This is a genomic window from Caballeronia calidae, from assembly GCF_900044055.2.
Taxonomy (GTDB): Bacteria; Pseudomonadota; Gammaproteobacteria; order Burkholderiales; family Burkholderiaceae; genus Caballeronia; species Caballeronia calidae.
The window spans coordinates 13,341-31,658 of the sequence record NZ_FCOX02000034.1 but is presented as its reverse complement, the minus strand read 5'-3'; the positions used below and the strand labels follow the sequence as shown (position 1 = coordinate 31,658).

General features: G+C 63.1%; 14 protein-coding genes. 7 read left to right on the top strand and 7 right to left on the bottom strand.

Going from position 1 to position 18,318, the window contains the following annotated elements:
- Positions 1-29: 29 nt before the first annotated feature.
- From AWB78_RS26360 to AWB78_RS26330, 7 genes are all read right to left on the bottom strand, one after another.
- Positions 30-1,826: a type IV pili methyl-accepting chemotaxis transducer N-terminal domain-containing protein gene (locus AWB78_RS26360; RefSeq protein WP_082883430.1), complete on the bottom strand. Its 1,797-nt coding sequence runs from the start codon at positions 1,824-1,826 to the stop codon at positions 30-32.
- Positions 1,827-1,894: 68 nt separating this feature from the next.
- On the bottom strand, positions 1,895-2,578 hold the full coding sequence (gene narI, locus AWB78_RS26355; protein WP_062608908.1) for a respiratory nitrate reductase subunit gamma: 684 nt from the start codon (positions 2,576-2,578) through the stop codon (positions 1,895-1,897).
- On the bottom strand, positions 2,575-3,246 hold the full coding sequence (gene narJ, locus AWB78_RS26350; protein WP_062608968.1) for a nitrate reductase molybdenum cofactor assembly chaperone: 672 nt from the start codon (positions 3,244-3,246) through the stop codon (positions 2,575-2,577). The genes narI and narJ overlap by 4 nt, the downstream gene beginning before the upstream one ends.
- 14 nt (positions 3,247-3,260) lie before the next feature.
- Complete coding sequence (gene narH / locus AWB78_RS26345; protein WP_062608907.1) at positions 3,261-4,814, bottom strand: nitrate reductase subunit beta; 1,554 nt, start codon at positions 4,812-4,814, stop codon at positions 3,261-3,263.
- Positions 4,811-8,518, bottom strand: coding sequence for a nitrate reductase subunit alpha (locus tag AWB78_RS26340; protein ID WP_062608906.1), 3,708 nt, complete (start codon positions 8,516-8,518; stop codon positions 4,811-4,813). Before AWB78_RS26340 ends, narH begins: the two co-directional genes overlap by 4 nt.
- Positions 8,519-8,660: 142 nt before the next feature.
- The gene (locus AWB78_RS26335) at positions 8,661-10,046 is read right to left on the bottom strand and encodes a NarK family nitrate/nitrite MFS transporter (protein WP_062608905.1); all 1,386 of its coding nucleotides are present in this window, start codon (positions 10,044-10,046) and stop codon (positions 8,661-8,663) included.
- A 47-nt stretch (positions 10,047-10,093) separates the two neighbouring features.
- Positions 10,094-11,377, bottom strand: a complete 1,284-nt coding sequence (locus AWB78_RS26330) for an MFS transporter (protein WP_062608904.1) — start codon at positions 11,375-11,377, stop codon at positions 10,094-10,096.
- Between the two features lie 371 nt (positions 11,378-11,748).
- Here AWB78_RS26330 and cyoA point away from each other — a divergent pair, with 371 nt between their 5' ends.
- The 7 genes from cyoA to AWB78_RS26295 all read left to right on the top strand — a co-directional run bounded on the left by cyoA (position 11,749) and on the right by AWB78_RS26295 (position 18,314).
- The gene (cyoA, locus tag AWB78_RS26325) at positions 11,749-12,636 is read left to right on the top strand and encodes a ubiquinol oxidase subunit II (protein ID WP_062608903.1); all 888 of its coding nucleotides are present in this window, start codon (positions 11,749-11,751) and stop codon (positions 12,634-12,636) included.
- Positions 12,637-12,639: 3 nt separating this feature from the next.
- Complete coding sequence (gene cyoB, locus AWB78_RS26320; protein WP_062608902.1) at positions 12,640-14,649, top strand: cytochrome o ubiquinol oxidase subunit I; 2,010 nt, start codon at positions 12,640-12,642, stop codon at positions 14,647-14,649.
- Positions 14,650-15,252: a cytochrome o ubiquinol oxidase subunit III gene (gene cyoC, locus AWB78_RS26315; protein WP_062608901.1), complete on the top strand. Its 603-nt coding sequence runs from the start codon at positions 14,650-14,652 to the stop codon at positions 15,250-15,252.
- Positions 15,252-15,584 carry a cytochrome o ubiquinol oxidase subunit IV gene (cyoD, locus tag AWB78_RS26310; protein ID WP_062608900.1) on the top strand — a complete coding sequence of 111 codons (333 nt, stop codon included), beginning with the start codon at positions 15,252-15,254 and terminating at the stop codon, positions 15,582-15,584. Before cyoC ends, cyoD begins: the two co-directional genes overlap by 1 nt.
- Positions 15,585-15,749: 165 nt before the next feature.
- Positions 15,750-16,061 (top strand): hypothetical protein, encoded by a 312-nt coding sequence (locus tag AWB78_RS48505; RefSeq protein ID WP_074173538.1) that lies wholly within the window; start codon positions 15,750-15,752, stop codon positions 16,059-16,061.
- A gap of 364 nt (positions 16,062-16,425) precedes the next feature.
- A complete protein-coding gene (locus AWB78_RS26300; RefSeq protein ID WP_062608898.1) occupies positions 16,426-16,953 on the top strand; it encodes a 2,4'-dihydroxyacetophenone dioxygenase family protein in 528 nt (175 codons plus the stop codon).
- A gap of 59 nt (positions 16,954-17,012) precedes the next feature.
- Positions 17,013-18,314 carry an MFS transporter gene (locus tag AWB78_RS26295; protein ID WP_062608897.1) on the top strand — a complete coding sequence of 434 codons (1,302 nt, stop codon included), beginning with the start codon at positions 17,013-17,015 and terminating at the stop codon, positions 18,312-18,314.
- The last annotated feature ends 4 nt before the right edge of the window (positions 18,315-18,318 follow it).

Sequence of the window (18,318 nt, the reverse complement as noted above, 5' to 3'; positions counted from 1 at the left end):
GCACGGGAAACGGACGCCTTCGATAACGCTCAGGCGGCCTGACGCGCCTCGCCCGGAAGAATGAGTTCGACGCGTGCGCCGCGTCCCGGTGCTCCGGCCAGTCGAAGCGTGGCGCCGAGCCTTCGCGCGCGCTCGCGCATGATGTGAAAGCCGACGTGCGTCTCGCCCAGGGCGGCCATCTCATCCGGATCGTAGCCCTGGCCATCATCCTCGACAAGGAGGGTGAAATCACGGCCATTGACGATCGTCACGTTTACGCGCTGTGCTTCTGCGTGCTTGCGAATGTTCGAGAGTGCCTCCTGAAGAATGAACAGCACCTGCAATTGCTGATCGGGCGGCATGGGCAGGCCGCCTTCGTCGCGATAGTCGAGCGTGGGCGCGATGCCCGTCTGCACGCCGAAGCGATCGATGGATTCGTCGACCGCGCGCCGCAACTCGCCGCTGCCGAGTCTCGTGCGGAAGTTGATCAGCAACTCGCGCACGTCGTCGTAACTTTCGTCCACGCCGCCCGCGAGCAGCGGCACGATGTCGCGGATCTCGTCGATGCGTGCCTCGCGCGTCGCCGCATCGAGCAGATGCACCTGCATCTTCAGAAAGTTGAGACTTTGCGCGATGCTGTCGTGCAGTCCTTGCGCGACGAGATTGCGCTCTTCCGATACCGCGAACTGCCGCGCGAGCGCCGCGAGCCGCCGGCTCTTGAGCGCGGTGCCGAAATGCGCGCCGAGCGTTTCGAGCAACTGCGCCTCCGACGCCGGAATGGTTCGCTCGCCGCTGAAATGCAGCGAGAAGACGCCGAGCTTCTCGCCTTGCGACACGATATCGAACGAGGCCACGCTCGCGAAGCCCGCGCGCTCGCAGGACCGTTCTTCGCACACGCAGGCATTCGCGGCGAAGCAGCGTTCGTCCTGAAGCAGATCGGCGGGCAGTCCTTCCGATCCGATCAGACGCACCTGATCGCCTTGCGCCGAAACGAGACGAACCGCCGCACCGTCCGCGTCGAATTGACGCGTGAGGCGCGCGAGAAAGCCGCGGCACAACGCATCGACATCGTTTGGCTGATTGAGGAACGCGGCCATTTCATACAGCGTCGTAAGCTCGCGGTTCTGCGCCGCAAGCTCGGCGGTCTTCGCTTCGACACACCCCGCGAGGTCTTGATAGAGCGTCTGCATTTCAGCGGCCATGCGATTGAAACCCGCAGCGAGACGGCCGAACTCGTCTTGTGTCTCGACGGGCAAACGCGCGTCGAACTCGCGGCCCTCGATGCGCGCAAGACCTTCCTGCAGGCGTTGAACCGGCACGACGATCCACAGATAGAGCAGATACACGATCGCCACCGTGCCGAGGCATGCCATCGCGGCGAGCGCCATCTGCGACATGCGCAGCCACGCCGTCTTGCGCGCGTTTTCCTGTTCGATCAGACCGACGAGCTCGTCCGCGCCTGCGACGAAGCCCGGCAGTTCGCGCAGATAACGCGGCACCGCGTCCGGATCGCCGGCCAGGGCCTGACGTACATCCGGTTCCAGCGGCGCATGCCACGCGCTCGCGACGTTCTCGAACTGGCGATGCACGTTCGCGTCGTCGGGGAGAAAGAGCGGGCGGGCTGCGTCGCCGTGTCGCAAGCGATCGAGCGTCGCGTTCATCTGATCGACGTGCGATTGCAACGTCGAAGGCGATATCGCCTTGCGTTCGAGCAGCGCGATCGCCACCGCGTTCGAACGCATGCGCAGGCTGCCTGCATCGTTGATGGCGGCGCCCGCGCCCTGGAGTTGCCACGAGAGCCAGAGCGTCCCGCCGATCATCGCGAGCACGAGAATCAGCGCCACCATCGACAGCGTGACGATGCGCGTGGTCAGACGTTCGCGAAACGATGGCAAGACATTCTCCGGTTCAAGACTCAGCGGCTGCGGACCAGTTGCCACGCCCGCGTGAGATAGCCGAGCGAAGCGAAGCCGCTCCACACATGCACGAGACGCGTGAACGGGAAGATCACGAAAAGACTCATGCCCATGAACAAATGTACACGGAAGAGCAGCGGCGCAGAAGCGACGTAGCTCGCGGCATCGGCCCGGAACGTGACGATATGCTGCGCCCAGGTCATGAGGCGCACCATCATCGAGCCGTCCATGTGACCGGCCGACACGCCGATCGTCGAAAGACCGAGCAGCAGCGTGACGAGAATCCACAGCAGCAATACGCGGTCGCCGATCTTCGTCACGGCGGACAGCCGCGCGCTCGTCAGGCGGCGATGCAGCAGGATCAGCAGGCCCGCGAGACACATCGTGCCCATCACGCCGCCCGCGACCATCGCAACAGCCTGCTTGACACTGTGCTCGATGCCGAGCGCATCCCACACCGCGACCGGCGTGAGCAGACCCACGAGATGACCGAAGAACAGCCCCAGAATGCCGATGTGGAACAGGATATTGCCGAGCCTGAGATTGCCGCGATCGACGAGCTGCGTGCTGTCCGCTTTCCACGTGTATTGCTCGCGCTCGAAGCGCACGAGGCTGCCGAACAGAAAGATGCTGGCGGCGATGTACGGATAGATGCCGAACACGAAGGCGTTGAACATGTTCATCGTGCGTCCTTTGCAATGGATGCGCTCGCACCCTTTACGGCGCCGCGCGGATGAAAGCGGATGGTCTGCGTCTGCCCGCGCATCGGCGCGAGCAGCGGCTCGACGCCGTCCGGACCGGGCCCGAAGGTTTCGAGCATCTCGTCCATGTCGCGCACGGGCGGCGCTGCGAGCGGACGCGGCTCGACCGCGCTCGATTCACGCAAGACCGCGAACACCGCGGCATACGGACTCTGATCGCGCGCGAGGCGCTCGCCGATCGCATTGAGCACGTGAATCGCGTCATCGAGCAATGATTGCGCGCGCGCCGGTTCGACCGCGCCCAGCACTTCGAGAAAGAGCGGCACGTAATCGGGCAACTCGTTCGCTTCGATATCGAGGCCGAGACCGCGATACTCGTCGAGCAGATCGACCATTGCCTGGCCGCGATCGCGGCTTTCGCCGTGAATGTGCTCGAAGAGATGCAGCGAGTGCGACGGATTGCGATCGAAGGTCGCGACATACGTCTGCTGCGATTCGATCAACGGACGCTTCAGCGACGCGATGAGCGGCGCGAGACGCGCTTCGGCCTGCGGCCAGTCCTGCAGCGCGGATTCGATTTCCGGCAGTGCGTCGAGCAACGCGGGCTCGGGATAGTCGAGCAAGGCGGAAAGAATGGAATAGAGCGACATCGTTTGATCCTCCATCAGCTTTCCGACAAAGCCTTCTTGCGCGACTTCGGCAGCGCCGCGTAGCTCACTTCGCCATGCGTTCGCGAACCGAAGAGCGATCCGTCCGACGCGCCCGGCGAGCCGCAATTGCCGAACGAAAAGCCGCAACTGCCCTTTTCGTCGAAGCTGTCGTGCGCCATTTCCTTGTGCGACGACGGCACGACGAAACGGTCCTCGTAGTTCGCTATCGCCATCAGTTGATACATCTCTTCCACCTGCCGAGCGGTTAAGCCAACGTCGCTCAGCACGGCTTCGTCCTTCACGCCATTCACGTTTTGCGCGCGCTTGTAGGCGCGCATCGCGAGCATGCGATCGAGCGCCGCGACGATGGGCGCTTCATCACCGGCGGTGAGCAGGTTCGCGAGATAGCGCATCGGAATGCGCAGGCTCTTCACATCGGGAATCACGCCGTTCAGGCCCATATGGCCCGCGTCCGCGGCCGATTGAATCGGCGAAAGCGGCGGCACGTACCACACCATCGGCAGCGTGCGGTACTCGGGATGCAGCGGGAACGCGACCTTCCACTCGCACGCCATGCGATACACCGGCGAGCGCTTCGCGGCGTCGAGCCAGCTTTGCGCGATGCCCTGACGCAGCGCTTCGGCCTGAATGTGCGGATCGTGCGGATCGAGAAACAGATCGAGCTGCGACTGGTACAGGTCGGTCGTCGCTTCGACGGATGCCGCTTCGGCGATGCGGTCCGCGTCATACAGCATCACGCCGAGATAGCGGATACGGCCCACGCACGTTTCCGAGCACACGGTCGGCTCGCCCGCCTCGATGCGCGGATAGCAGAACACGCACTTCTCCGCCTTCCCCGACTTCCAGTTGAAGTACATCTTCTTGTACGGGCAGCCGGACACGCACATGCGCCATCCACGGCACTTGTCCTGATCGACGAGCACGATGCCGTCGTCCTCGCGCTTGTACACCGATCCCGACGGACACGACGCCACGCACGCCGGATTCAGGCAGTGCTCGCACAGGCGCGGCAGATACATCATGAAGGTGTTCTCGAAGGTCGAGTACATCTCCTTCTGCACGTTTTCGAAGAGCGCGTCGCGGCCGCGCGAATCGAACTCGCCGCCGAGATCGTCTTCCCAGTTCGGCCCCCAGTGGATCTTGTCCATCTTCTTGCCGGTGATCGCGGACACGGGGCGCGCGGTGGGCGGCGTCTCCGAGAGCGGCGCGTTTTGCAGGCGCTCGTAGTCGTACGTGAACGGCTCGTAGTAGTCGTCGATCGCCGGGAGATTCGGGTTCGCGAAGAGGTTCGCCAGCACTTTCAGCTTGCCGCCCTGACGCGGCTCGAGGCTGCCGTCGCTCTTGCGGACCCAGCCGCCGTTCCACTTCTCCTGGTTCTCCCACTGCTTCGGATAGCCGATACCCGGCTTCGTCTCGACGTTGTTGAACCATGCGTACTCGACGCCATCGCGCGAGGTCCACACGTTCTTGCACGTCACGGAACAGGTGTGGCAGCCGATGCACTTGTCGAGATTCAAAACCATCGCCACCTGGGCGCGGATCTTCATGATGCTGCTCCTTCCTTGAGCGGGCCTTCGAGCCATTCCACTTTTTTCATCTTGCGCACGATGACGTATTCGTCGCGGTTGCTGCCCACGGTGCCGTAGTAATTGAAGCCGTAGGCCTGTTGCGCGTATCCGCCGATCATGTGCGTGGGTTTCAGCACCGTGCGCGTCACCGAGTTATGGATGCCGCCGCGCATGCCGCTCGTCTCCGCGCCCGGCACGTTGATGATCTTTTCCTGCGCGTGATACATGAGGCACATGCCGCGCGGCACGCGCTGGCTCACGACGACGCGCGCCGTCAGCGTGCCGTTCACGTTGAACACTTCGACCCAGTCGTTGTCCGCAAGGCCGGCTGCCTTTGCCTCCGCTTCCGACACCCACACGTGCGGACCGCCGCGCGACAGCGTGAGCATGCGCAGGTTGTCCGTGTACGTGGAGTGGATGCCCCACTTCTGGTGCGGCGTGATCCAGTTCAGCACGAGTTCATGCTCGCCGTTGGGCATAGCGCCGAGCATCGGCGAAATGGTCTTGGTGTCGATCGCGGGCTTGTAGACGCACGAGCCTTCGCCGAAGTCCAGCATCCACCGATGATCCTGATAGAACTGTTGCCGCCCCGTGAGCGTGCGCCATGGAATCAGCTCGTGCACGTTCGTATAGCCCGCGTTGTAGCTGACTTCTTCCGATTCGAGCCCTGACCACGTCGGTGCGGAGATGATCTTGCGCGGTTGCGCCTGAACATCGCGGAAGCGGATCTTGTCGTGCTCGCGGCCGACCGCGAGATGCGTGTGGTCGCGGCCCGTGATCTTCGAGAGCGCTTCCCATGCCTTCACCGCGACGTGGCCGTTCGTTTCGGGCGCGAACGTCAGGATCATTTCGGCGGCATCGACTGCGGTGTCGAGGCGCGGACGTCCCTTGTTCTCGCCCGACAGCGACGCGAGTTCGTCCACTTCATGCGCCGTGTTCCAGTTGATGCCCTTGCCGCCATTGCCGAGCTTTTCCAGCAGCGGACCGACCGATGTGAACTTGTCGTAGATCGCGTTGTAGTCGCGCTCGACGAGCGTCATCGAAGGCGCGGTCTTGCCGGGAATCAGATCGCATTCGCCGTGACGCCAGTCCTTCGGCTCGAATGCCTGGCCGAGTTCGCCCGGCGTGTCGTGCATGAGCGGCGTGCAGACGAGATCGGTGCGTGTGCCCAGATGCTTGCCGCCGATCTCCGCGAACTTCTTCGCGATCGCCTTATAGATTTCCCAGTCGCTCTTGCTCTCCCACAACGGCTGCACCGCCTCCGATAACGGATGGATGAACGGATGCATGTCCGATGTGTTTAGGTCGTTCTTCTCGTAGAACGTCGCGCTCGGCAGCACGATGTCCGCATAGAGGCATGTCGTGCTCATGCGGAAATCGAGCACGGTCAGCAGATCGAGCTTGCCTTCGGCGGCGTCGCGCACATTGACTTCGGCGGGCTTGATCGCGTCGGCTTCGTCGGCGAACAGCGCGTTCTGCGTGCCGAGCAGATACTTCAGGAAGTATTCGTGTCCCTTGCCCGAGCTGCCGAGAATGTTCGAGCGCCACACGAACATGTTGCGCGGGAAGTTCGCGGGATTGTCGGGATCGTCGCAGGCGAAATCGAGCGCGCCCGACTTCAGTTGCTCGACCGTATAGTCGATCGGATCGCGGCCCGCGCGCTTCGCTGCATCGACGATATCGAGCGGATTCGCACCGAGTTGCGGCGCCGACGGCAGCCAGCCCATGCGTTCGGACTTGGCGTTCATGTCGAGCATCGAGAGGTTCTCGTAGCGCGACTTGTCGGCGGTCGGCCCGAGAATCTCGTCGAGCGCGACTTTCTCGTGACGCCACTGACTCGTGTGGTTATAGAAGAACGACGTGCCGTTCATCTGACGCGGCGGGCGCGACCAGTCGAGCGCGAACGCGAGCGGCGCCCAGCCGAACTGCGGACGCAGCTTTTCCTGGCCGACGTAATGCGCCCAGCCGCCGCCGCTCTTGCCGACGCAGCCGCACATCATCAAGAGATTGATGATGCCGCGATAGATCATGTCGTTGTGATACCAGTGATTCAGCGCCGCACCGACGATCACCATGCTCTTGCCCTGCGTGCGGTCGGCGTTGTCCGCGAACTCGCGCGCCACCTGAATGACGAGATGACGCGGCACGGTCGTGTGCTTCTCCTGCCATGCGGGCGTGTAGGGCACGTCGTCATCGTAGGATGCGGCGACGTTCATGCCCCCGAGACCCTGATCGACGCCGTAGTTCGCCATCTGCAAGTCGTACACCGTCGCGACGCACGCGCTCGAGCCGTCCGCCAGCGTGATGCGCTTGACCGGCACGCGGCGCGCGAGCAGCGCGTCATGTTCCGCGCCGAAGTAGGGGAAGCTCACGTCGGCCACTTCGTCGTGCGCGCCGATGAGCGACAGACGCGGATCGATATCGCGGCCCGAGCCGCCGTCCTTCAGTTCGAGATTCCAGCGCCCGACCTTCGCGCCGTCGTTGTGATTCGACTCGCCCCAGCGAAAGCCGATCGTGCCGTTCGGTGCGACGATCTCGCCGCTCGTCTCGTCGATGACGAGCGTCTTCCATTGCGGATTGTTCGCTTCGTCGAGATCGTTCTGCAGTTGCGATGCGCGCAGGAAATGATCGGGCACGAGCGTGTTTTCGTGTTCGCGCAGCACGACGAGCATCGGCATGTCGGTATAGCGCTTCACGTAGTCGCGGAAGTACGCGGATTTGCCGCTCGCGTGGAATTCCTTCAGCACGACATGGCCCATCGCCATCGCGAGCGCGGCATCGGTGCCCTGCTTCGGCGCGAGCCAGATATCGCCGAACTTCACCATCTCGCCGTAATCGGACGAGACCGCCACCGTCTTCGTGCCCTTGTAGCGCACTTCCGTGTAGAAGTGCGCGTCCGGCGTGCGCGTTTGCGGCACGTTCGAGCCCCACACCATCAGATACGTGGAGTTGTACCAGTCGGCCGATTCGGGCACGTCCGTCTGCTCGCCCCAGATTTGCGGCGATGCGGGCGGCAGGTCGCAATACCAGTCGTAGAAAGAGAGGCACGCGCCGCCGATCAGACTCAGGTAGCGCGCGCCGGCGGCGTAGGAGACCATCGACATCGCGGGAATCGGCGAGAAGCCGATCACGCGGTCGGGGCCGTACTTGCCGATGGTGTACGCATTCGCCGCCGCGATGATCTCGCTCGCCGTGTCCCAGTCTGCGCGCACGAAGCCGCCGAGGCCGCGCACGCTCTTGTAGCGCTGCGCCTTCGCCTTGTCTTCGCAGATCGACGCCCACGCCGCGACCGGATCGAGCGTCTTGCGCGCCTCGCGCCACATCTCGATGAGACGGCCGCGAATCATCGGATGCTTCACGCGCTGCGCGGAGTACACGTACCAGCTATACGACGCGCCGCGCGGACAGCCGCGCGGCTCGTGATTCGGCAGATCGGGACGCGTGCGCGGATAGTCCGTCTGCTGCGTTTCCCACGTGATCAGACCGTTCTTGACATAGACCTTCCACGAGCACGAGCCCGTGCAGTTCACGCCATGCGTGGAACGCACGATCTTGTCGTGCTGCCATCGGCTGCGATAGCCGTTTTCCCATTTGCGGTCTTCGTTCACCACCGCGCCGTGTCCATTCGAAAAATTGGACTTGATGCGCGACATGAACTTCAGCCGGTCCAGAAAGTGACTCATCCGTATCTCCGGGCGTGTCGGCCGCGAACGGCCATGTATTCGTTGATTCGAGTGTAGGGACGCGCCGCGTGCGCGCCCATTCCTCGAATGGGGCGACGCCGCGCGTCATGCGGACTAGGTCGTCTACGCCTTTCGGACTAGTTCAGCACGGCATTGCCGCATTGCGCCGCGCGTAGCAGAACCACGTCACGGCCGCGCACAGCGCGTAGAAACCGATGAAGCACCAGAGCGCGGCGTCGGGCGAGCCGGTCGCGCTCATCGACGTGCCGAAGCTGCGCGGAATGAAGAAGCCGCCGTACGCGCCGATCGCGCCCGCGAAGCCGAGCACCGCGGCCGATTCCTTGCCCGCTTCGTGCAGCGCCTGCTTCTTTGCCGCGTCGGACTTGCCTTCGCCTTCGCGCTGCTTCTGCGTGAGGAAGATCACCGGAATCATGCGGAAGGTCGAGCCGTTGCCGATGCCCGTCAGCGCGAACAGTGCGATGAACATCGCGAGGAAGCCGGAGAAGCTGCCGTCCGAGCCGCCATGCGGCAGGCACGTCATCACGCCGAAGACGGCGGCGATCATCGCGATGAAGGTCCACAGCGTCACGCGCGCGCCGCCGAGACGGTCGGAGACCCAGCCGCCGAGCGGACGCGTGAGCGCGCCCGCGAGCGGCCCGAGGAACGCATACGCGGTCGGATCGACCGACGGAAACTCCGCCTTCGTCAACAGCGCGAGACCCGCCGAGAAGCCGATGAAGGAGCCGAACGTGCCGACATACAGCAGGCACATCAGCCAGTTGTGCTTGCGCCTGAAGATGACGGCCTGCTCGCTGAACGATGCCTTCGCATCCGCGATATCGTTCATGCCGAACCACGCCGCGAGCGACGCGACCACGATGAACGGCACCCAGATGAAGCCCGCATTCTGCAGCCAGACGCTGTGCTCGACGCCTTTCACGACATAGTCGTGACCCTGGCCCGCGAACGCGCCGAACACGCTCGCCGAGATCACGAGCGGCGTGACGAACTGCACGATCGAGACGCCGAGATTGCCGATGCCCGCGTTCATGCCGGTCGCGAAGCCCTTCTTCTCCTTCGGAAAGAAGAAGCTGATGTTCGCCATCGACGAGCTGAAGTTCGCGCCGCCGAGACCGCACAGCAATGCGAGGATGAGCAGCGTCGGATACGTCGTCGACGGATCGCGCAGCGCGAAGCCCATGCCGATCGCGGGAATCAGCAGGCTCGCCGTGGAAAACGCGGTGAAGCGCCGGCCACCGAAGATCGGCACGAGGAACGAATAGAAGATGCGCAACGTCGCTCCCGAAAGCGGCGGCAACGCGGTGAGCCAGAACAGCTGGTCTTTCGTGAAATGGAAGCCGCCCTTGTCGAGACTGACGACGACGACGCTCCACAGCGACCACACGACGAAGGCCAGCGCCAGCGCGGGAATCGAGATCCAGAGATTGCGGCGGGCGACCGATTCGCCGGTCGCACGCCAGAAGGCCGCGTTTTCCGGCTCCCAGACGGTGAGTAGATATCTTGACATGACGATTTCTCGATGATGACGGCGCGACACGCGCGCCTTGTGGAAATTCAGTGCGCGCTTGCGGCGAGTTCCGGGCTTTCATTGCGCGGACGCTCGAACGTGAAATGCATCCAGATCAGGCTGATGGCGGTCGCGCCGAACATCAGCATGAAGCAGGTGGTACGCACGCCCGTGAGGTCGACCAGCATCCCGAAGAAGATGGGCAGCAGGAAGCCGGCGAGTCCGCCCGCGAGACCGACGACGCCCGACACCGCGCCGATGTTCGCGGCAAATTCGTCCGACACGAACTTGAACACCGACGCCTTCCCGACCGCCATCGCCACGCCGACGACGAACATCAGCGCGGTGTACGTGACCGGCCCCATCGCGATATGGAACGTGAGCGGGCCGTCCTTCGCGCGGACGACGAAATCCGTCACCGGATAGCTCAACAGGAAGAAGCACGCGAGCGCGACCCACATGACGATCCACGTCGTGCGATACGCGCCGAAGCGGTCGGACATCCAGCCGCCCAGCGCGCGCAGCACGCCGCCGGGCAGCGAGAAGCATGCCGCGAGGAATGCGGCCCGCTCGATGCCATAGCCGTACTGGTTCACGTAGTACTGCGGCATCCACAACGCGAGGCCGACATAGCCGCCGAACACGACCGAATAGAACTGCGCGTAACGCAGCACGCGCCGGTCTTTCAGCACGGCCAGTTGCGCGACGAAGCCCTGCGTGCTCGCGCTGCGGTGCGCCGGGTTCGATGCGGACACGAGCCAGAAGACGAGCGCCGTGACGAGCATCGCAACGGAATAGACCTTGGGCACGATGGTCCACGTGCCGGCTGCCATGATGAGCACCGGCGCGACGAACTTGGTGAGCGCGGCGCCGGAGTTGCCCGCGCCGAAGATGCCCATCGCGAAACCCTGTCGCGACTTCGGGAACCAGCGCGCGACATACGGCGTGCCCACCGAAAACGATGCGCCCGCGAAGCCGACGAACAAGCCCAGCACGAGAAACTGCCACAACTCGGTGGCGTAGGCGACGAGCCAGATCGGGACGATGGTGACGGCCATCGTCCAGAAGAAGACAGTGCGGCCGCCGAAGCGGTCGGTCCAGATGCCGAGCGGCACGCGCGCGAGCGAACCCGTGAGCACGGGCATCGCGGCGATGAGGCCGAACTCGGTATCGCTGAGATGAAGTTGCTTCTTGAGCGGAATGCCGAGGATGGCGAAGACCATCCAGACGGCGAAGCAGATCGTGAATGCGAAGGTGCTTGCGCCGAGCACGCGCCATGCGCGCGTATCGGTGGACGCGGTGGTTGGCAGGGCTGCCCTGGCGACGCTCATCGTCGTTTCCTTGTCGTTGTAGCCATGCCGACAAGGTTAGGGAGCCTCGTGCGCGACGCCTATTCGCCGCTGGGATGCGGCGTCGATGTGTCGCTAGTCCCGAGGGAGTAATCCAAACGATGCACCGCCCTCGACCTACGTTTTATTACATCCGCGACCGTATTCCGTTGTTGCGGACTGTGCTCCCGACCTCACTCGGTCCGGAAGGGCGATATCCCACGCGACACCCTGTCGCATAAGCTTGATCTGAAACAAATTTCCAAACATTCGCGCCATCGCGAAAAATCGCGCGTGGCATGATCCTGACGCGGCGCCACGCCGCGTAACGGCGCTCTTCCGGGACGCTTCGATCAAACAAACCAGCGAATGCAATGAATGAAAATACCCAACGTTTAGCAGTGCCGTTGTTATCAGGGTTGATAGCCAGTCTCTGTCTTTCGGGCTGCAAGCTGGAAGTGTTGGACTCGAAGGGCGTGATTGGCGCGGCGGAATCCTCGCTGATCGCCACCGCGACCTACACCATGCTTCTCGTGGTGGTCCCGGTGATTCTGCTCACCCTGTTCATCGCGTGGCGCTATCGGGCGTCGAACAAGAACGCCACCTACGCTCCGAAGTGGGCGCACTCAACGGCCATCGAGGTCGTGATCTGGACCATTCCGGCCATCATCATCCTGTACCTCGGGATCCTGACGTGGAAGACCACGCACGAGCTCGATCCGTACAAGCCGCTCCAATCGGATGTCAAGCCGATCAACGTCGAAGTCGTCGCGCTCGACTGGAAGTGGCTCTTCATCTATCCGGACCTCGGCGTCGCATCGGTGAACCAGCTCGCGTTCCCGGTCGGCACGCCGGTGAACTTCCGCATCACGTCGGATTCGGTGATGAACTCGTTCTTCATCCCGCAGCTCGGCGGCCAGATCTATGCAATGGCCGGCATGCAGACCCGTCTGCACCTGCTCGCCGATCACGCCGGCGACTACGCGGGCATCTCGGCGAACTACAGCGGCGCAGGCTTCTCCGACATGAAGTTCCGCGCGCTCGCCATGTCCAACGGCGACTTCGACGCGTGGATCAAGAAGGTCAAGACAGCGCCCGAGGCGTTGAGCATGGACGTCTACGCCGGTGTCGCGCGTCCGAGCGAGAAGGTCGCAGTGCGCTATTTCTCGACCGTCGATCCGAAGCTCTTCAACAACATCGTCGCCAAATACAACTATGGCCGCTTCGATGTGAATGGCGCAAATTGTGTAACCAAGGGGTAAGCCATGTTCGGCAAACTAACGCTTGAGGCGATCCCGTACCACGAACCCATCATCATGGGGGCGACCGTCTTCATGGCGATCCTCGCAATCGGTACGGCTGGCCTTATCACCAAACTCGGCAAATGGGGCTGGCTCTGGCGCGAGTATCTGACTTCGGTCGATCACAAGCGCATCGGGGTCATGTATCTCGTCGTCGCCGGGCTGATGCTCGTGCGCGGCTTCGCCGACGCCGTCATGATGCGCCTGCAGCAGGCCATCGCGCTCGACGGGCCGGGCTATCTGCCGCCGCATCACTTCGACCAGGTCTTCTCGGCGCACGGCACCATCATGATCTTCTTCATGGCCATGGCGCTGCTGGTCGCGTTCTTCAACCTCGTCGTGCCCCTGCAGATCGGCGCACGCGACGTGGCCTTCCCGTTCATCAACTCGCTCTCGTTCTGGATGACGGCCGTGGCCGCCATTCTGATCAACGTGTCGCTTTTCATCGGCGAGTTCTCGACGACGGGCTGGCTCGCGTATCCGCCGCTCTCCGAGACGCAGTTCAGTCCGGGCGTCGGTGTCGATTACTACATCTGGGCGTTGCAGTTGTCCGGCGTCGGCACGCTGCTGACCGGCGTGAACTTCTTCGTGACGATCGTGAAGATGCGCGCGCCCGGCATGACGTGGATGAAAATGCCGGTCTTCACGTGGACTGCGTTCTGCTCGAACGTGCTGATCATGGCGACGTTCCCGATCCTGACCGTCGCGCTCGCGCTGCTCGGCCTCGACCGCTACCTCGGCATGCACTTCTTCACGAACGACGGCGGCGGCAACCCGATGGTCTACCTGAACCTGATCTGGGCCTGGGGTCACCCCGAGGTCTACATCCTGGTTCTGCCCGCGTTCGGCATCTATTCGGAAGTGGTCGCCACGTTCTCGAAGAAGCCGCTGTTCGGCTACAAGACGATGGTCTGGGCGACGTGCTGCATCATGGTGCTGTCGTTCCTCGTTTGGCTGCACCACTTCTTCACGATGGGTTCCGGCGCGAACGTCAATGCCTTCTTCGGCATTATGACGATGGTCATTTCCATCCCGACGGGCGTGAAGATCTTCAACTGGCTCTTCACGATGTACCGTGGCCGCGTGCAATTCACGACGCCGGTGCTGTGGACCATCGGCTTCGTCATCACGTTCACGCTCGGCGGCATGACCGGCGTGATGCTCGCGATTCCGGGCGCGGACTTCGTGCTGCACAACAGCCTGTTCCTGATCGCGCACTTCCATAACGCGATCATCGGCGGCGTGGTGTTCGGCTACTTCGCGGGCGTGCAGTACTGGTGGCCGAAGGTGTTCGGCTTCAAGCTCGACGAAAAGCTCGGCCGCAATGCGTTCGTCTGCTGGTTCGTGGGCTTCTTCGTCGCGTTCGTGCCGATCTACATCCTCGGCTTCATGGGCATGACGCGCCGCCTGAATCACTACGACAACCCGGCATGGCAGCCGTACCTGATCGTGGCCGCCGTCGGCGTGGGCATCATCGCGCTGGGCGTCGTCTTCCAGGTCTTGCAGATCGTGGTGAGTATCCTGCGCCGCAATCAGCCCGCCTATCGCGACGTCAATGGCGATCCGTGGGACGCGCGCACGCTCGAATGGACGATGAGCTCGCCGCCGCCGGTCTACAACTTCGCGAACATTCCGGCTGTGCGCGAACTGGACGATTTCGCCGATGCGAAGGAGCACGCCCGCGTCGACACGCGTCCGTATGGCGACATCCATATGCCGTCGAATACGAGCGCGGGTCTCGTGATCGGTCTGTTCGCCCTCGCGCTGGGTTTCGCCGGGATCTGGCACATCTGGTGGCTGGCTATCGCGGGCTTGGTCGGCATCGCCGCGACGGCGATCGGTTACAGCTTCCGTGAGAACGCCGGCTTCATCATCCCGGCGGCGACCGTGAAGTCGATCGAAGAGCGCAATCGCCCGCCGAAGACGCCTGCGAAGGCAGGCGCCGCACGCGAACTGGAACTGGAGGCAATGTAAATGGCGCAATCGACACTTTCCGCGCAGCATGCGCACGAGCATGAGCACCAGTCGCATTCGGTGTTCGGTTTCTGGGCCTATCTGATGACCGACTGCGTGCTGTTCGCGTCGCTCTTCGCGACCTTCGCGATGTTCGAGATGCAAACGGCAGGCGGTCCCACGCCCAGGGAGCTCTTCAACCTGAACGACGTCGCGTACGAAACGGCGCTGCTTCTCACGAGCAGCCTGACCTTCGGTCTCGCGATGATCTCGGCGCACTTCAGAAAGTCGCGCGCGGTGCTCGCGTGGCTCTTCGTCACGGCGCTGCTCGGCGCGGGCTTCCTGTGGCTGGAACTGCATGAGTTCGCGCATCTGATCACGGAAGGCGCGGGGCCGCAGCGCAGCGCGTTCTGGTCGGCGTTCTTTACGCTGGTCGGGACGCACGGCTTGCACGTCGCCATCGGCCTCGTGTGGCTGGCGGTGCTGGCCGTCCAGATCATGCGCAGGCCGCAGATGACCGAGCGCGGACTACGCCGCCTCGCCTGCCTGAGCCTTTTCTGGCACTTCCTCGACATCGTCTGGATTTGCGTGTTTTCCTTCGTCTATCTTGGGAGCGTCATCTGATGGCACATACGCATACCGAATCAAGCGATTTCCCGCACGTCACCGTGCGCGGTTATCTCATCGGCTTCGTGCTGGCCGTGGTGCTGACCGTGGCGTCGTTCTGGTCCGTGTCCTCGGGCGCGTTCAAGGGCGAAAGCGCGCTCGTCGCGCTTGCGGTTCTCGCCGCCATTCAGATGATCGTGCATGTGGTTTTCTTCCTGCACGTGAACGCGTCGAAGGGACAGCGCTGGCATGCCATGTCGTTCGCCTACACCATCGCGATGTCGCTGGTGATCATCGTCGGCACGGTGTGGGTGATGCATAACGTGCACATGCTGATGATGGCGCGATAAGTCGTCGGCTTCGTCGTGCAATCAAGGGCGGGCCTGCTTTCGGGTCCGCCCTTTTTTCATTGCGGTGCGCATAGGAATACGCGGCACGGTGTTTGCGTCACTCGTGGTCAAGCAGGCGGAGCCCGTCTGCGTGTACATTCCAGTCCGATCAAGGAGGGACCGATCATGAGCAAGGCAACCAGCACGTTAATCGCGGCCGTCGCCGCACTCACGCTGTCGGGCGGCGCTTTTGCGCAGGCGGCCGGCGGCGGTACGAGCGGCGCCGGTTCGACTGGCAGCACGGCGAGCCCGGCAAACCAGGTCAATCGCGCAACGGACGGCGGCTACGGCACGCCAGGCGCTACGAACTCGGAAAGCGGAATGACCAGGTCGCCGAATTCAGGCCTGCCGAGCAGCACCAACAGCACCACGAATAGCGCGCCGACGAGCAATAACACGCTGGCAACCCCGAGCGTCAAATCGCCGGCCGCCAAGTAATAGCGGCTGTCGACGACGGCGGCCAGCCGCGAATAAACGGGCGCGCGGGTCATCGTGGCCCGCGGCCCGGTTTCGCGGCTAGCCGCCGCTAGTCGATACGACCGTCCACACGGTCTCAGGGCTGTCGCGCGGCCTGCTGTCGAAAAAGCGCCAGATTCGCATTAGATCGAATGACGCGTTCGCGCACGTTCAAACCCTGCCTCGCTTCCCCCAAGCACGTTTCCCCCGCTGCACCTCCATTGCCCGACGCGCGCCTATAGCACGAATTCACCATCCGTTGAAGAATCTTGACAATCGGCGCAAGCAGCGCGAATATCTGTCCATAATCTGATTTCATCATCCACAATATGGACAAGGAGACGCGATGAGTGCGCCAAAACCGGCGGCTGATGTCATGACGCCGTATCAACTACCCTTCCCCAAGGAAGCGCAAAAGGAAATCGTCGTCCCCACCGCGATTCCGACCGATGAGCGCGAATGGGTCCCGCAAGCCGAAAACGTCTGGTTCCGCCCGCTGTGTCTGAACGTATCGACGGGCTACTGGATGAACCTCCTGCGCGTGCGCAAGTCCGGCGTGCTATCGCGCCATCGTCACCCGCAAGCGGTGCATGGCATGGTGCTGAAAGGCCGCTGGCGTTATCTGGAGCACGACTGGGAAGCGACCGAAGGCAGCTACGTCTTCGAGCCGCCCGGTGAAACGCACACGCTCTACGTGCCGGAAGACGTCGAGGAAATGATCACGTACTTCCAGGTGAACGGCGTGATGTTCTACTGCGATCCGTACGGCAATTACACCGGCTACGAGGACGTGTTCACCAAGGTCGACATGTGCCGCAAGCATTACGAATCCGTCGGCCTGGGCGCCGACTTCGTCGAGCAGTTCATTCGTTAAACCGCCGTATCCCTCAACACGCCGAAGCGTTCATAGAAAGCGCATTCGGAGGAGACACCATGCTGGAAAAATCACCGCGCCTGAAGCGCATTCAGGTCATTGCGATCACGTTTCTCATGCTCGCAGGCATCGTCAACTATCTCGATCGCAGCACGCTGTCGATCGCGAATCATTCGGTCACGCAGGAGCTCGGCCTGTCCGCCTCGCAAATGGGCCTGCTGCTTTCCGCATTCTCGTTCGCCTACGCGTTCTCGCAGTTGCCCATCGGCGTGATGCTCGACCGCTTCGGCGCGCGCATCATGCTCGGCCTCGGCATGTTCGTATGGTCCGTCGCGCAGCTGTTCGGCGGGCTCGTCACGAACCTGCATCAGTTCCTCGCGGCGCGCATCGCGCTCGGCATCGGCGAGGCGCCGCAGTTTCCGGCGGGCGCGAAAGTCGTCTCCGAATGGTTCGCGCAGCGCGAACGCGGCAAGCCGACGGGCATCTTCGTCACGTCATCGACGATCGGACCCGCGCTCGCGCCGCCGATCCTCACCGTGCTGCTGCTCTCCTTCGGCTGGCGCAACATGTTCGTCATCATGGGCGCGCTCGGCATCGCGGTGTCGATCGGCTGGTACATCGTCTATCGCAATCGCAAGGACGTGAAGCTCGAATCGCAGGAGCTCGCGCATCTGACCGAAGGCGAGCCGGCGCAGCGCATGGAACGCAACATGACCTTCGCCGAATGGCGCGGTCTCTTCGGCAAGGCGACCACGTGGGGCATGATCTTCGGCTTCATGGGCGTGATCTACATGGTGTGGCTGTACCTCACGTGGCTGCCCGCGTATCTCGAACACGAGCGTCATCTGACGATCGCGAAGACCGGCTGGGTCGTGACGATTCCCTATCTCGCCGGCACGCTCGGCATGCTGTCGTCGGGCTTCATCGCCGATGGGCTGATGGCGCGCGGCGTCGCGCCGATCCGCAGCCGCAAGTGGCCGATCTGCACGGGCCTCATCGGCGGCGCGCTCTTCACGGTGCCGGCCGCGTTCACGCCGAACCTGACGCTCGCGATCGTCTATCTCTCCGCGGCGATGTTCTTCGTCAACATGGCGAGCGGCGCGGCATGGGCGCTCGTGTCCGTCGCGGCGCCGCGCCACATGGTCGCGTCGCTCGGCAGTATCCAGAACTTCGGCGGCTACTTCGGCGGCTCGTTCGCGCCGTTCATCACCGGCCTCGTCGTCGACAAGACGCATTCGTTCGTGAACGCGTTCCTGATCAGCGCGGGCGTCGCGTTCGCCGCCGCGCTCGTGTACATGTTCGTCGTGCGCTCGCCGATTCAGGACGTCGAGCAACCCGCAGAAGCCGTTCCCGCCGTATGAACCA

What these genes read in the sequence shown, in the direction of transcription:
- AWB78_RS48505 (WP_074173538.1), top strand. Translation starts at nt 15,750, where the DNA reads ATGAGCAAGGCAACCAGCACGTTAATCGCGGCCGTCGCCGCACTCACG.
- cyoD (WP_062608900.1), top strand. Translation starts at nt 15,252, where the DNA reads ATGGCACATACGCATACCGAATCAAGCGATTTCCCGCACGTCACCGTG.
- AWB78_RS26335 (WP_062608905.1), bottom strand. Translation starts at nt 10,046, where the DNA reads ATGTCAAGATATCTACTCACCGTCTGGGAGCCGGAAAACGCGGCCTTC.
- narH (WP_062608907.1), bottom strand. Translation starts at nt 4,814, where the DNA reads ATGAAGATCCGCGCCCAGGTGGCGATGGTTTTGAATCTCGACAAGTGC.
- AWB78_RS26295 (WP_062608897.1), top strand. Translation starts at nt 17,013, where the DNA reads ATGCTGGAAAAATCACCGCGCCTGAAGCGCATTCAGGTCATTGCGATC.
- narI (WP_062608908.1), bottom strand. Translation starts at nt 2,578, where the DNA reads ATGAACATGTTCAACGCCTTCGTGTTCGGCATCTATCCGTACATCGCC.
- cyoB (WP_062608902.1), top strand. Translation starts at nt 12,640, where the DNA reads ATGTTCGGCAAACTAACGCTTGAGGCGATCCCGTACCACGAACCCATC.
- narJ (WP_062608968.1), bottom strand. Translation starts at nt 3,246, where the DNA reads ATGTCGCTCTATTCCATTCTTTCCGCCTTGCTCGACTATCCCGAGCCC.
- cyoA (WP_062608903.1), top strand. Translation starts at nt 11,749, where the DNA reads ATGAATGAAAATACCCAACGTTTAGCAGTGCCGTTGTTATCAGGGTTG.
- cyoC (WP_062608901.1), top strand. Translation starts at nt 14,650, where the DNA reads ATGGCGCAATCGACACTTTCCGCGCAGCATGCGCACGAGCATGAGCAC.
- AWB78_RS26300 (WP_062608898.1), top strand. Translation starts at nt 16,426, where the DNA reads ATGAGTGCGCCAAAACCGGCGGCTGATGTCATGACGCCGTATCAACTA.
- AWB78_RS26330 (WP_062608904.1), bottom strand. Translation starts at nt 11,377, where the DNA reads ATGAGCGTCGCCAGGGCAGCCCTGCCAACCACCGCGTCCACCGATACG.
- AWB78_RS26340 (WP_062608906.1), bottom strand. Translation starts at nt 8,518, where the DNA reads ATGAGTCACTTTCTGGACCGGCTGAAGTTCATGTCGCGCATCAAGTCC.
- AWB78_RS26360 (WP_082883430.1), bottom strand. Translation starts at nt 1,826, where the DNA reads ATGGTGGCGCTGATTCTCGTGCTCGCGATGATCGGCGGGACGCTCTGG.